Source organism: Bradyrhizobium sp. 159, assembly GCF_023073795.1.
GTDB lineage: Bacteria > Pseudomonadota > Alphaproteobacteria > Rhizobiales > Xanthobacteraceae > Bradyrhizobium.
Genome location: NZ_JADPKE010000042.1, coordinates 14,281 through 28,881 on the forward strand (window position 1 = coordinate 14,281; position 14,601 = coordinate 28,881).

Consider the following 14,601-nt stretch of genomic DNA (forward strand, 5'->3'; position numbering starts at 1 on the left):
GAGAATGAAGAGACTATGACAACCGGCGTCGACCGCTTTTCCGGCCGCCGCATGTTTCAGGCCTGGCCGCCGATGGGAGCGGCAGACGTGGCTGCGCGACACGAGCCGTTCTTCAAACGAGACCACGACCGAGTGCGCGCATCGGCCTGCTCAGGCGGACCCAAGGGAGCACGGAACGAATGCATCAGGCCGCAAGCCTGCAATTCGAGCGCGTGGTGGAGGAGTTCGCCCGCTGGCTCGCTGTGCCCGAGGACGAACGTTCGCCGGCGCCGGCCTGGTGGTGGGGACCCGCGATCGCGGTGCTCGACGTGCGCCAGCCTATGCCAAGTGCGTGGTCGCGCACGCTCGGCCTCGGCGAAGGATCGGCCTTTGCCGATGGCGCGCGCCTACTTCTCGCGCTGTTCGAGGATCAGACCTCACTGCCATGGCCGGAAGATTTTCCGCGCAAGGCGGAAAGCAAGGATGACGACGTCCGCGAGCTGCACCCGCAGCCGTCAGATGACAGCGCGTTTCAGCCGTAACGCTGCGGCATCGGTTGCGGCAAGGTCCGGCTCCGGCTGGAGCGGCGGCGCAACGGTCAGCTCCATCGGCCGCAGCAGTTCGGCCATCTGCCGCGCCGGCAGCGGCTTGGAGATCAGATAGCCCTGCATCTCGTCGCAGCCATGGGTACGCAAGAATGCCTCCTGCTCGGCGTTCTCGACGCCTTCGGCGACGACGGTCATGCCGAGCGCCTTGCCCATGCTGATGATCGCCTGCGCGATCGCCTGATCTTCCGAATCCTGCGGCAGGTCGCGGACGAAGGAGCGGTCGATCTTGATCGTGTCGATCGGGAAGTGCTTCATCAGCGACATCGACGAATAACCGGTGCCGAAATCGTCGATGGCGAGGCGAATGCCGCGGCTCTGTATGGCGTCGAGCACCTTGAGCGCGCGCCCGACATTGCGCATCATCATGCTCTCGGTGACCTCAAGCTGGAGCAGCACCGGCGACATGCCGCTGGCGGCCAGCGCCTCATCGACGTCCTGCAACAGATGCTCGTCGGCAAACTGCCGCGGCGACAGGTTGACCGCCATCGACAGGGGCAGCAGGCCGCGGCGCTGCCAAGCCATCGCTTGGGCACAGGCTTCATTCAGCACCCAGCGGCCGATCGGCACGATCAGCCCGGTCTCCTCGGCAAGCGGAATGAATTGCGCCGGCGAGACGTTGCCGAGATCGGGATGCGTCCAGCGCAGCAGCGCTTCCACTCCGGTGATCTGGCCGGTCTCCATATCCACCTTGGGCTGGTAATTCAGCGAAAATTGCTGGCGCTCCAGCGCCCGGCGCAGCGCGCTCTCCAGCGACAGACGTTCGATCGATTGCGTCTTCACTTCCTTCGAGAAGAAGCGATAGCCGTTCTTGCCGTCTTCCTTGGCGAGATACATCGCCATGTCGGCATTCTTGGTCAGCGTCTGCGCGTCGGAGCCGTTGGTCGGATACATCGCAATGCCGATCGAGGCCGTGGTGTGGCACTCGTGCCCGGCCAGCTCCATGGGCTCGGCAAGCACGGCAAGCAGCCCGCTGGCGATGCGCTGGACCTCGTCGATCTCGCCGCACCGGTCGAGGATCACCACGAACTCGTCGCCGCCGAGCCGTGCCACCACGTCGCTAGTCCGCAGCGCGCTCCGCAACCGACTCGCCACTTCGAGCAAGAGCAGGTCGCCGGCCTCGTGGCCGAGCGAATCGTTGATGACCTTGAAGCGGTCGAGATCGATGAACAGCACCGCAAAGCGGTGATCGTAGCGCTGCGCCGCGCCGATCGCTTCGCGCAACAATCCGTTGAATGTCTCGCGGTTCGGCAGGTCCGTCAGGCTGTCATGCGAGGCGAGGTATTCGATCCGCTCGTCGGCCTTCTTTTTCTCGTCGGCGCGATCGAAATTCTCCATCGCGAAGGCAACGTTGTCGGCAAGGCGCTGCAACAGCTCGACGAACTCGGCGGTGAACGTGTCCTTGTCGGTCGACATGTAGATCATGACGCCGACGGCCAGATCATGAACGATGAGCGGGATCGCCGCGCCCGACCGTGCGCCGTCGCCACGAACAATGGCGTGGAAGGCGCTCACGCGCTGGTCGTTGAGATAGTCGTTGCTGATGCAGGGCTGCCGGGTCCGGAACGCCGTGCCGGCCATCCCCCGACCTTCGGGGCGCTCGGGGTCGACCGAGAGGCGGACATTGCGCGTGGTGTCGGACGACGGTCCTGCGCTTGACACGATCTTGAGCTGGTCGCTGTCGGCGCCGGCGAGCGCAATGGTCGTCGAGGTGAACTTGGCGCCGTTCGATGCGGCGAGACACACGAGGTCGAACAATTCGGCGCGCGATTTCGCCCGCATGATCGCCTCGTTGGTCGCGCTCAGCGCCGCGAACATGCGGGTCAGGCGCTCCTTCTGCGCCTCGGTGCGGGCCTTTTCCTCGGCGCGGTCGAAATTGTCGAGCGCGAACGAGACGTTCTCTGCGAGACGGGCCAGCAGTTCGACCAGATCGGGCGTGAATGTATCCTCCTCCGGAGCAAGGAACAGCAGGATGCCGATCGGCTCCTGACCGGAACGTAGAAGCGGGAAACTGGCAGCGGCCCGGGTTCCGTCCTCGACCGCCTTGGAGTGCCAGTGTGCTGAGCGCGGATCGTGCATATAGTCGTTGACGACACTGGGCCGGCGCGTCCGCAGCGAGGTTCCAATGATGCCCTGGCCCTCGGGATGATCCGGGGCAATCGCGCAGGTGCGCCCGACCATTCGCTGCTGGAGCCGTCCCTTCACGGCGACGACCCGGACCAACTCACGTTTCTGGTCGATGATTCCAATCGTCGCAGAGGCGAACATGCCGCCCAGCACGGCCGCCTGACATGCGACTTCGAACAGCTCCTCACGGGTCTCGGCGCGCATGATGGCTTCGTTGGTGGCACTCAACGCCGCGAACATGCCGCTCAGCCGGTCTCGCTGCTTGTCGGCCTTCGCCTTCTCCTCGGCGCGGTCGAGATTTGCGATCGCAAATGACACGTTGCGTGCGAGCCGTTCCAGCAGTTCGACCAATTCCGGCGTAAACGTGCCGATCTCGAGCGAGTTGAACAGGAACACGCCCTCCGTGCGGTCGCCGTTCAGCAACGGCAACACGGCGGAGGACTTGACGCCGGTGCGGCGGGCACTCTCGTGCCAGGGTTTGAGGCGCTCGTCGGCGAGCAGGTCATTGGAGATGCACGGCTGCCCGGTGCGGAAGCACGTGCCGGTCAGGCCTCTTCCCTCCGGCACCTTGTCGGTCGTGGCGAATTTGAGTCTGCGTACTTCATCGGAGTACGGCCCTGCGGAGGCGACGACCCGAAGCAAGCCGGAGGCGGGCTCGGCAAGCGCGATCGTTGCCGAGCCGAACTTACCACCCTGCACTGAGGCCTCGCATACGAGATCGAACAGCTCGGCACGCGACGTGGCCCGGATAATCGCCTCATTGGTGGCGCTCAGCGCGGCGTACATGCGCGCGAGCCGCTCCTCCTCGCGCGCGATCTGCGCCTTCTCCTCGTCGCGATCGAAATTCTGGAGCGCAAAGCACACGTTCTCGGTCATCCGCAGCAACAGCGCGACGATGCCATGGTCCTTCGCCCAAGACTTGCTGACGAAGAAGAACATCACGCCGACGCTGGTTCCGCGCTTGATCAGTGGTGCGGCGACGCAGGCGACCGCGCCAGCATTGATGCTGGCCCGCTCCCAAGTCGTTCCCTTGGTACGACCGACGAGGTCGTCTTCGACCATCGCCTTCTGTGTCCGGAAGACCTGGCCGGAGATGCCCCGACCGTGAGGATTGTCGGGATCGATCGAGTAGCGTGCCTGTCTGATCAGATCGAGATTTTGTCCGGTCGCGGCCACCGGCGTCAGCCAATGCGAGTTCTCCTCGCGCAACAGCACGAAAGTCGCCAGTGATTTGCCGCCGTGCACTGCTGCGTCGCAGACCCGCTGATACAAGTCCAATTCGGTATTGGCTTTGAGGATTGCCTCGTTGGTCGCGCTAAGCGCCCCAAACATGCGATTGAGCCGCCGCATCGCCGCCTCGCTGTCCCGGCGCGCTCCTTCTCGCTCGAAATTCTCGAGCGCATAGGAGATATTGGCTGACATGCGCTCGAACAGCGACACCATCTGCTCGTTCAGCGATCCGGCGTTGCGGCGGGTCACGTAGAGCACGCCGACGCCCTTGCCGTTACAGAGGAGCGGGACTGCTGCAGCCGCCCCGATTTGGGCCTTCGCCGCACCCTCGCGCCACGCCAGCGAACGCGGGTCGTTCAGATAGTCGTTGCTGATGCACAGCTTCTGATCGCGAAACGCCTCGCCGCCGACGCCGGATCCTTCGGGCGTGCCTGCTTCCGTCGTGATCACGATCGAGCGCAGGCGCGCAACGTCATCGCCGCAGCCGGCCGCAAAATGCAGCCGCCGGCCGTCCGGTCCCACCAGAAACACCGCGACCGCCAAAAAATCTCCGCTCGAAAACCCGGCGTCGCAGACCTTCTGGTACAGCTCGTCCGGCGATTTCGCGTAGAGAATCGCTTCGTTGATGGCGCTCAACGCCGCAAAGGTGCGTGCGAGGGTCGTCGGCACGTTCTCAGCTCCCGGGCATTTTCTGCCTATTTTTCCCGGGTGACTTTATGGGTGGCGATCGCCTAAGTGGACGTTATTGCGCGCTGCAAACCCTCAATCAAAGTGAATGAGCGGCGAACGGCCGGCGCCAAACTGTCGAAAATACCGCCGCATGGCACGAACTGTCGACCGAAGGCGCGTTCTCTTTACGAAAATGCAGCCCTGTATTGGTTTACGGGAGATTGATATCGCGCCGGCGCTTTGAGACCATGCACCCAACAAACACCCTGTTAAGGGCACCAAGCCGAGGAAACGCCATGCCGATCGTCGGGGCCGAGCGTCTCACGTGCATCAGCGCAGCGCTGCTCCGCGCCGCCGGAGCGTCCGAGGAAGAAGCGGACGCGGTGGCGTTCGGCTGCGTCAACGCCAATCTCGCCGGCCATGACTCGCACGGCGTGATCGCCGTTCCCACTTATATCGACCGCATCAAGGCCGGACACATCGTTCCCGGCGCCAAATGGACCATCGTCCAGGAATCGCCGACCACGACCGTGATCGATGGCCATTGGGGGTTGGGCTACCACGTCAACGCCAAGGCCATGGCACTGACCATCGAGAAGGCGAAGACGGCGAACGTCGCCGCCTGCACCGTGTTCCGGCAGAGCCATGTCGGCCGCCTTGCCGCTTATCCGTTGATGGCGATGCGGGAAGGTATGATCGGAATCGCAACCGCGGACTCCGGCCGCTCGCCGAAGCACGTCGCCCCGTTTGGCGGCAAGGAGGCGCGGCTCGGCACCAACCCGATCTCGATCGCGGTGCCGTCCGACCTCGATGCGCCGTTCTATCTGGACATGGCAACCTCGGCGGTGGCGGCCGGCAAGATCCAGCTCGCGCTTGCCCGCGGCGAGGAGATTCCGGCGGGGTGGATCATCGATGCCGAGGGGCGGCACACCACCGATCCGTCCCAATATCGCAAGGGCGGCGCGCTGCTGCCGCTCGGCGGCACCGAGGGCTACAAGGGCAGCGGTCTTGCTGCCATGGTCGAGGTGCTGTGCGGCCTGCTCACCGGTCTCGGCTTCGGCGTCGAGCCGACCGGGCGGCACAATGACGGATGCTTCATGGCGGTGTTCAACGTCGCGGCCTTCCGTCCGCTGAAGGAGTTCAAGCGTGAAGTCGCCGAGTTTGCGCATTACCTCAAATCGACGCCGCCGTCCGAAGGCAGCACGGGCGTGTTCTATCCCGGCGAGATCGAGGGCCTGCGCGAGCGGCAACGCCTGCGCGACGGCATCGAGATCGAGGATACGACCTGGGGGAAGCTGCGCGCGCTGGCGCGCGAGTACCGGCTCGACACCGTCCTCGATCTGGCTTGACGGCATCAGGAGAACAGCAGCATGACGCGGCAGATGGTACTGGTCGGCTTCCTCCAGGCGCAGAACTGCACGAACTTGCCGAGCTCCTGGCGGCATCCGGACTCGCGCAACGATTCGATGTCGGCGGATTATTATCAGGAGATCGCGAGAATCCTCGAAGCCGGCAAATTTCACATGGCCTTCTTCGACGATCGCCTTGCGATGCCGGACCGCTACGGCAACGATCACGCCCACACCGTCGAATACGGCATCCGCTGCGTGAAGATGGACCCGCTGATCGTGCTGACCACGATGGGCATGGTCACCGAGAAGCTCGGCCTTGGCGCGACCTGCTCGACCACTTATTACGAGCCGTTCGACGTCGCGCGACGCTTTGCAACGCTCGATCTGATGTCCGGCGGGCGCGCCGGCTGGAACGTCGTCACCTCGCTGAACGACGGCGAGGCGCTCAACATGGGGCGCGACTCGCACCCCGAGCATGATTCCCGCTACGACCGAGCCGACGAGTTCATGGAGGTCGTGCTCGGCCATTGGGACACCTGGGAGGACGGCGCGCTCATCATGGACAAGAAGAGCGGCCGCTTTGCCGATCCCACCAAGGTCAAGCGACTCGATCACAATGGACCGGCCTTCAAGTCGCGCGGACCGTTCACAGTGCCGCGCTCGGACCAGGGCCATCCCGTGATCATCCAGGCCGGCGCGTCCGGTCGCGGTCAGCGCTTTGCCGGGCGATGGGGTGAGGTGATCTTCACCGCCGCGCGCAACCTCGCGGGCGCCAAGGAAGGCTATGCTTCCGTGCGTAACGAAGCCGCCAAGGCTGGCCGCGATCCCGACCAGATGCTCCTCTGCAACCTGACGACGCCGGTCTGCGCCGCGACCAAGGCGGAGGCCGAGGACAAGATGGCGCTGATCAACAAACTTCCGCTCGAGATCGACGCGTTGTCGCTGCTCGCCGAAGCGCTCAACTACGATTTCGCCTCCAAGGATCTCGACGAGCCGCTGACGACGGCAGAGCTGAAGAGCATGCAGGGCATCTTAGGCATTCGCGACGGCGTGCTGAAGAATTCGGGCAAGAGCAATCCGAGCGCGCGTGACTTCGTCACCTACTCCGGCCGCGGCCAGGTTCAGGATGCGATGGTCGGTGGTCCGAAGGAGATCGCGGACAAGCTGGAAGAGATGTTCGCCGAGCGCGGCTGCGACGGTTTTGTCATCGCCGCGACTTACGTACCCGGCTCTTACGCGGATTTCGTGCAACACGTCGTGCCGGAATTGCAGCGGCGCGGCCTGTTCCAGAAAGAATACCGCGGCAAGACGTTGCGGGAAAATCTCGGGCTCAAGCGGCCGGCACCCGGTGCCTGGAAGACTCAGCCCGCGATGCCGCGGAATGACAACGAGGGCATAACATGCGCTGGCTGAAATTCACTGCCAGGGACAGGACGTCCTGGGGGATCGTTGAAGACGACCAGGTGATCGCCGTGGACGGCGATCCCTTCAGTGAATGGCGGCGCAGCTCGCGCACGCATCCGCTGTCACAAGTTACCATCGAGCTGCCGCTGATTCCCCGCACCTTCTATTGCGTCGGCCTGAACTACCTGAAGCACCTGAAGGAGGCCGCCGACAAGCGCGGCGAGGTGCCGGCAGTGCCAGACCGTCCCGAGATCGGCTATCGCGCGCAAAACGCGCTGATCGCGCATGACCAGGATGTCGTGATCCCTTCCTTTGCAACGGACAAGATCCACTATGAAGGCGAGCTCGTCGTCGTCATCGGCAAAAAAGTGAAGCATCTCACCGAAGCGAACGCGATGGATTGCGTGTTCGGCTACACCATCGGCAACGACGTCAGCGAGCGCAGCTGGCAGAAGGCTGATCGCAGCCTGTGGCGCTCCAAGAACGCCGACACGTTCAAGCCGATGGGCCCGTGGATCGAGACCGAGGCGGACCTCGCCAGGATGCAGACGATCGTCCGGGTCAACGGCAAGGAGACCAATCGCTTCCAAACCAACGACATGATCTTCGGCGTGGTGCCGTTCCTGGTCGAGCTGACGAAGTATTTCACGCTGTGGCCCGGCGACGTGATCTGGATGGGCACGGACGGCGCCTCGCCGGATATCAAGCACGGCGATGTCGTGGAGATCGAGATCAGCGGCATCGGAACGTTGCGGAACAGGTTTGTCAGGGAGAAGGTATAGCGCACGCTGCACCCACAGTGTCGGCCCGGCGAAAGCCGGGAGCCATACCGCCGCAGCAGATATGTTATGATCGGGACTCGTTGTTATAGCTTCGCAAACAATTGGCATTCGTGATCATGGGTCCCGGCTCCCTGCGCAATGGCGCAGCAGGGCCGGGACGACCACGGATAATCCGTGCACACCTGCGTCAAAACGGCAGTGCCACGCTCGTCTTGATCTCCTTCAGCACCACATTGCTGCGGACGTAGCGGATGCCGGGGATGCGGAACATGAATTCGTCCAAGAATCTGTTGTAGGCGGCCATGTCCTGCACGACGACGCGCAAGTGATAATCGGCATCGCCCGTGGTCGCAAAGCACTCCAGCACCTCGCGGCGCGTGGTGACCCGAGCGACAAATTCATCGACGAACTTGGCGTCATGCCGCTCCAGCGAGACGTGGAGGATGGCGGACATCGCAAAGCCCGCCCGCTCGCGATCGATCAGCGCTGCATAGCTACGGATGACGCGGCTTTCCTCAAGCGCGCGCACCCGGCGCCAGCAGGCCGAGGTGGACATGCCGACCTCATCGGCAAGCTGCTGGTTGGTGGCGCGGCCGTCCTTCTGGAGGTGCGCAAGAATCCGCGTATCCTGCTCTTCGATCATGGAATCCTCACAAACCGGATAACTTAACCGAATTATAGGCCAAATCAGGTTACATCTACCAGAATAACCGCGCCTATTGGGAAAGATAGGTAAGACCTACCAGCCCCCCGAGCCTAACCTCTGCTGATCCGGCAGGGAATGCCGCGGGAGGTCCGCATGGACGCCATTCCGTCCCTCGACACTTACGAACTCTCCGACCGCTATGACCGCGAGCAAGGCCGTGTCTTCCTCACGGGCACACAGGCGATCGTCCGTATCGCACTCGACCAGGTCAGGCGCGATCGCGCCCGCGGCCTCAACACCGCCGGCTTCATCTCCGGCTATCGCGGCTCGCCGCTTGGCGGCATCGATCTCGAGCTCTGGCGCATCCAGGAGCGATTAAAGCGCGACCGCATCGAATTCCTCCCCGCAGTCAACGAAGACCTTGCGGCAACAGCCGTGCTCGGATCGCAGCAGGTCGAGACGCAAGGGGACCGCGAGGTCGATGGCGTGTTCGGGCTCTGGTACGGCAAGGGCCCCGGCGTCGATCGCTCGGGCGATGCGCTCAAGCACGGTAATGCCTATGGCTCCTCGCCGCATGGCGGCGTGCTGGTGGTCGCCGGCGACGATCATGGCTGCGTCTCATCCTCGATGCCGCACCAGTCCGACGTCGCCTTCATGAGCTGGTTCATGCCGACGTTGCACCCGGCAAGCGTCGGCGAATATCTCGAGTTCGGCGAGTATGGGTACGCATTGAGCCGCTTCTCCGGCATGTGGGTCGGCTTCAAGGCGATTTCGGAGATCGTGGAGTCTGGCGCCTCCGTGGCGCTAAGCCCGCCCCGCGACTTCCGCACGCCCGACTTCGCGCCACCACCGGGAGGCCTGCACTATCGCTGGCCAGACCTGCCGGGTCCGCAGATCGAGGAACGACTGGAAGCGAAGAAGCACGCCGTCTACGCCTTTGCGAAGGCCAATCCGATCGACAGGCACATCTACGACATTCCGGGTGCCACCTACGGCATCGTCACCACGGGCAAGGCGCATCTCGACCTGATGGAAGCGCTGCGGCTGATGGACCTCGATGAAACGGCCTGCCGCAGCATCGGCATCGACATCTACAAAGTCGGCATGGTCTGGCCCCTGGCGCTGCATGATGCCATGGAGTTCGTGAAGGGCAAGCGCGAGATCCTCGTGGTCGAGGAAAAGCGCGGCATCATCGAGAGCCAGTTCAAGGAATATTTCTACGATTATCCGGGCGCGAAGCCCGAGCGCATGGTCGGCAAGCATGACGAGCGGGGGGCGCGGCTGATCTCGTGGATCGGCGAATTGTCACCGCGCGCGCTGGCTGCCGTGCTGGCGCGCCGGCTCGACCCGATGTTTCCAGGCCTCAATCTCGCCGCGCGGGCAGCTGCCTTGATGCCGGAGGCCGCGCGCACGATCAACGTCCCAGGCGCGACGCGCACACCCTATTTCTGCTCGGGATGTCCGCACAACACGTCGACCAAGGTGCCGGAGGGCTCCAAGGCCCTCGCCGGCATCGGCTGCCACTTCATGGCGAGCTGGATGGACCGCGAGACCTCCTCGCTGATCCAGATGGGCGGGGAGGGCGTGAACTGGGCGGCTTCGTCGAAATTCACCGGCCACAAGCACGTGTTCCAGAATCTCGGCGAAGGCACCTATTATCATTCCGGGTCGATGGCGATCCGGCAGGCGATCGCCGCCAAGGCCAACATCACCTACAAGATCCTGTTCAACGATGCCGTGGCGATGACCGGCGGCCAGCCGGTCGACGGGCCGGTCAGCGTGCATGCCATCGCCCACAGCGTCCGCGCCGAAGGTGTTGAGCGTATCGCGCTGCTGTCGGACAATCCCGCGCAATTTTCTCCGCCCGACCTGCCAACTGGCGTCACCATCCATCCACGCGAGGAGATGGACGCGGTGCAGCGCGAGCTGCGCGAGGTGCTAGGCGTCTCCGTGCTGATCTACCAGCAGACTTGCGCCACCGAGAAGCGCCGGCGGCGCAAGCGCGGCCAGATGAACGACCCGAAGCGCTATGTCTACATCAATGATCTCGTCTGCGAAGGCTGCGGCGATTGCTCGGTCGAGTCCAACTGTCTCAGCGTCGAGCCGAAGGAAACGCCGTTCGGCCGCAAGCGCCAGATCAATCTCTCGGCCTGCAACAAGGATTTTTCCTGCCTCAACGGCTTCTGCCCGAGTTTTGTTACCGTCGAAGGCGCCACGCGTCGTCAGAAAACCGCGAGCCGGATCGACGCGATCGGCCAGGCCGCGACGCTGCCTCTGCCCGCCTTCGCGACGCTCGACCGGCCCTACGACCTGCTGGTGACCGGCGTCGGCGGCACCGGCGTGATCACGGTCGGCGCGCTGATCGGCATGGCCGCGCATCTCGAACGAAGCGGCGTCTCGGTGCTGGATTTTACCGGCTTTGCGCAGAAATTCGGCCCCGTGCTGAGCTACATCCGGCTTGCTCCTTCCCCCGGGGCGCTGCATCAGGTCCGTATCGACCAGGGCGCGGCCGATGCGCTGATCGGCTGCGACCTCGTCGTGAGCTCCTCGCCGAAGGCCTCCGGCACCTATCGCCGCGGCACGCGCGCCGCGGTCAATACCGCGGAGATGCCGACCGGTGACGTCGTCCGCTTCCGCGATGCCGACCTCGCCTCCCCTGCCCGCATGCGCGCCATCGGCCGCGTGATCGGCGATGGCAATCTCGATACGATCAACGCGAATGCGCTGGCCGAAGGGCTGCTCGGCGATGCCGTCTATGCCAACATCATCATGCTGGGCTTTGCCTGGCAGCACGGATTGGTGCCGGTCTCGCTGCAAGCGCTGCTGCGCGCGATCGAGCTCAACGGCGTCGCCATCGAGCGCAACAAGCAGGCGTTCGCCTGGGGCCGCATCGCCGCTGCCGATCCGGATTTTCTGCCGAAGACGGACCGCGCGCCCACGGCCGAGACACTCGACCAACTCATTGAACGCCGCGCCGATTTCCTCACCGCCTATCAGGACGAAGCCTATGCGGCGCGCTACCGGGCGCTCGTCACGAGGGTCCGCCGCGCAGAGGCCGTCCTGAACAGCGAAGCCCTGACCGGCGCGGTTGCCCGCGCCCTGTTCAAGCTGATGGCCTACAAGGACGAGTACGAGGTGGCGCGGCTGCATATGCAGAGCGGCTTCCTCGACGAGCTAAAAGGCGAGTTCGAGGATGGCTTCCGCATCCAGTATCACCTTGCCGCGCCTTTCCTGCTGTCAAGCCGCGATGCACGTGGGCGTCCGCGCAAGCGCGCCTTCGGGTCGTGGATCCAGGCACCGCTCCTCATGCTGGCGCGGTTGAAGGGGCTGCGCGGAACACCGTTCGATCCATTCGGCTACACGGCCGAACGGCGTGCCGAGCGGGAGCTGATCGCCTGGTACGAAGGCCTGATCGAGCGGATGCTCGGCGAGCTTGACGCGGCACGTCTGCCGAATCTCACGGCCATCGCTAGGGCTCCCATGGACATTCGCGGTTATGGCCCGGTGAAGGAGGCTGCGATCGCGAAGGTGAAGACTGAGGTCGAATCCTTGCTGGCTCGGCCGGCCGCGGCCAAGGCAGCCTGACCGCATTCGTCCTCACGAATAAGGGTTGATCAGCTTCTGCTGTTCGGCGCTGTGATGCACGAGCATGTCGATGAAGGTCCTGACCTTCGCCGTCAGATGGTGGCGATGCGGATAGACCGCGTTCATAGACAGCTCGACGGTCCGATATTCCGGCAGCAGGCGGACCAGCCGACCCGATTCGAGATCGTCTTGAACGAGAAACCCAGCCATTAGGCAGATAGCCGCGCCCTCCAGCGCCACCTTCCGCAACGCTTCTCCGCTGTTGGTGACGAAGCTGCCTGAGATGCGGACCGATGCCGGCGCACCCTTGCGATCGAGGAAGCGCCACTCGTCACCGAAGGGATAATTCAGGTGCCGGCCGCAATTATGCGCCGAGAGCTCATCGAGCTTCTGCACGCGGCCGTGCTTGTCGAGATAGTCGTGCGAACAGCACAGCACATGGCGCCACGTGGCGAGACTCCGCACGATCAGGCTGGAATCCCGCGGCTGGGTCATGCGCAAGGCGACGTCATAACCTTCCTCGATGAGGTCGACGTCGGCCTCGCCCATGCGCAGGTCGATCTTGAGCTCCGGATAAGTCGACAGGAGCTGTGCAACCACCGGCGCGACGAATGGCACCATGTGCGTGGCGACGTGGATGCGCAGCGTGCCGCGGGGTACCGACTGCAATTCGCTCGCGATGTCGTCGGCCTGTTCGAGATCGGCGAGGATCTGCGTGGCACGGTCGTAATAGGCCTTGCCGATTTCGGTGAGGCTGACTTTCCGCGTGGTCCGATTGAGCAGCCGCACCCCCAGCCGCTCTTCGAGCGCCTGGACATGATTGCTCACCATCGTCGTCGACATGTTGAGCCGACGGGCAGCGGCGGAAAAGCCGCCACTATCGACCACCCGGACGAACGCCGTGAGGCTGCTGAAGCGGTCCATGTCTCGAAGCCCCCGATTATCCACCTAGACCGGATAATTCTTCCAATAATACCACGATTATCGCAGCCGTGAGGACAACGCATCTTAGGGCCAGCGGCGCCCCTCAGAAGGCGCCCGGGAATCTCGAGGATGTCATGTCAAATGCTTCGTATGTTGCTGAAACAAATGAGAAAATCTGGCTTCGCCCGTCTCGCCAGGCGCTCCAGCGGGGCGCGGTCGGCCTGGCGCTGGCCCTCGGCATCGTCGTCGCTGGCGATTATGGCTACGATTACCTGAAGACCGGCCGCTATCTCGAATCCACCGACGACGCCTATGTGAAGGCCGATTCCACGATCATCGCGCCTAAGGTCTCCGGGTACATCGCGAAGGTGCTAGTCGGCGACAACCAGAAAGTCAAAGCAGGCCAGCTGCTGGCCAAGATCGACGATCGTGACTTCAAGACGGCCCTCGACCAGGCCCGCGCCGATGTCGAGGCCGGCGAAGCCTCGGTGCGCAACATCGATGCCCAACTCGAATTGCAACAGCCGATCATCGCGCAGAGCACCGCCGACGTCACTGCTGCTGAGGCCAATCTGAAATTCGCCCAGGAGGAACGCGCCCGCTACGACGACCTGATGAAGTCGGGCTCCGGCACCATCCAGCGCGCGCAGCAGACCGATGCGGCGCTGCGCGCCAGCACCGCGCAATTGCAGCACGCCAAATCCGGTCTCTTGGCGGCGCAGCGCAAGGTCGACGTGCTCACCACCCAGCGGGCCCAGACGGCGGCCCAAGTCGAGCGAGCCCGCGCGGTGGCGCAGCAGGCGGCGCTGAACCTGTCCTATACCGAGATCACCGCGCCGGTCGACGGCACGGTTGGCGCACGGAGCTTACGCGTCGGCCAGTACGTGCAGGCCGGCACACAATTGATGGCCGTGGTGCCGCTGGATGCCGTCTATGTCGTCGCGAACTTCAAGGAGACGCAGCTCACGCATATGCGCCCCGGCCAGCCCGTCGAGCTACGCGTCGACAGCTTCCGCAGCAAGACCCTGCGCGGCCATGTCGACAGCCTGTCGCCGGCAAGCGGGCTCGAATTCGCCCTGCTGCCGCCGGACAACGCCACGGGCAATTTCACCAAGATCGTGCAACGCGTGCCGGTCAAGATTGTGCTCGACGACCACAGCCTGACCGGCCTGCTGCGCCCCGGCATGTCCGCAGTGCCGACCGTCGACACCAAGCAGGCGGTGCTGGCCGAACGCGAGACGGCCAGGCATCTCGCCGACAACACAACCCGTCCGAATGGCGGCTGAAGCTGACGAGAC

At 64.0% G+C, this 14,601-nt stretch carries 9 protein-coding genes; 6 read left to right on the top strand and 3 right to left on the bottom strand.

Translation table 11 applies throughout. The annotated features are described in order from the left end of the window. The first annotated feature begins 179 nt into the window (after positions 1–179). Entirely contained in the window at positions 180–521 is a 342-nt protein-coding gene (locus IVA96_RS10645; RefSeq protein ID WP_247277642.1) for a hypothetical protein, read from the top strand. On the opposite strand, the gene IVA96_RS10650 is transcribed toward IVA96_RS10645, so the two are convergent. Beyond that, positions 495–4,610 (bottom strand): GAF domain-containing protein, encoded by a 4,116-nt coding sequence (locus IVA96_RS10650; protein ID WP_247417080.1) that lies wholly within the window; start codon positions 4,608–4,610, stop codon positions 495–497. The two genes, IVA96_RS10645 and IVA96_RS10650, sit on opposite strands and share 27 nt — an antisense overlap. Before the next feature lie 296 nt (positions 4,611–4,906). Between IVA96_RS10650 and IVA96_RS10655 the strand changes: the two genes are divergently transcribed. From IVA96_RS10655 to IVA96_RS10665, 3 genes are read left to right on the top strand one after another with little or no spacing between them, the layout of a single operon-like run. Further along, positions 4,907–5,959 carry an Ldh family oxidoreductase gene (locus IVA96_RS10655; protein WP_247277644.1) on the top strand — a complete coding sequence of 351 codons (1,053 nt, stop codon included), beginning with the start codon at positions 4,907–4,909 and terminating at the stop codon, positions 5,957–5,959. A 21-nt stretch (positions 5,960–5,980) separates the two neighbouring features. Continuing rightward, on the top strand, positions 5,981–7,375 hold the full coding sequence (locus IVA96_RS10660) for an LLM class flavin-dependent oxidoreductase (protein ID WP_247277645.1): 1,395 nt from the start codon (positions 5,981–5,983) through the stop codon (positions 7,373–7,375). Beyond that, positions 7,363–8,148, top strand: a complete 786-nt coding sequence (locus IVA96_RS10665; RefSeq protein ID WP_247417085.1) for a fumarylacetoacetate hydrolase family protein — start codon at positions 7,363–7,365, stop codon at positions 8,146–8,148. Before IVA96_RS10660 ends, IVA96_RS10665 begins: the two co-directional genes overlap by 13 nt. 187 nt (positions 8,149–8,335) lie before the next feature. Here IVA96_RS10665 and IVA96_RS10670 read toward each other — a convergent pair whose 3' ends face one another. Then, entirely contained in the window at positions 8,336–8,791 is a 456-nt protein-coding gene (locus IVA96_RS10670; RefSeq protein WP_247277646.1) for an Lrp/AsnC family transcriptional regulator, read from the bottom strand. A 156-nt stretch (positions 8,792–8,947) separates the two neighbouring features. On the opposite strand from IVA96_RS10670, the gene IVA96_RS10675 reads away from it, so the two are divergent. Next, complete coding sequence (locus IVA96_RS10675; RefSeq protein ID WP_247417089.1) at positions 8,948–12,379, top strand: indolepyruvate ferredoxin oxidoreductase family protein; 3,432 nt, start codon at positions 8,948–8,950, stop codon at positions 12,377–12,379. Between the two features lie 12 nt (positions 12,380–12,391). Here IVA96_RS10675 and IVA96_RS10680 read toward each other — a convergent pair whose 3' ends face one another. Beyond that, entirely contained in the window at positions 12,392–13,303 is a 912-nt protein-coding gene (locus IVA96_RS10680) for a LysR family transcriptional regulator (RefSeq protein WP_247417091.1), read from the bottom strand. 134 nt (positions 13,304–13,437) lie between these two features. Between IVA96_RS10680 and IVA96_RS10685 the strand changes: the two genes are divergently transcribed. After that, the gene (locus tag IVA96_RS10685) at positions 13,438–14,589 is read left to right on the top strand and encodes an HlyD family secretion protein (RefSeq protein ID WP_247277649.1); all 1,152 of its coding nucleotides are present in this window, start codon (positions 13,438–13,440) and stop codon (positions 14,587–14,589) included. The last annotated feature ends 12 nt before the right edge of the window (positions 14,590–14,601 follow it).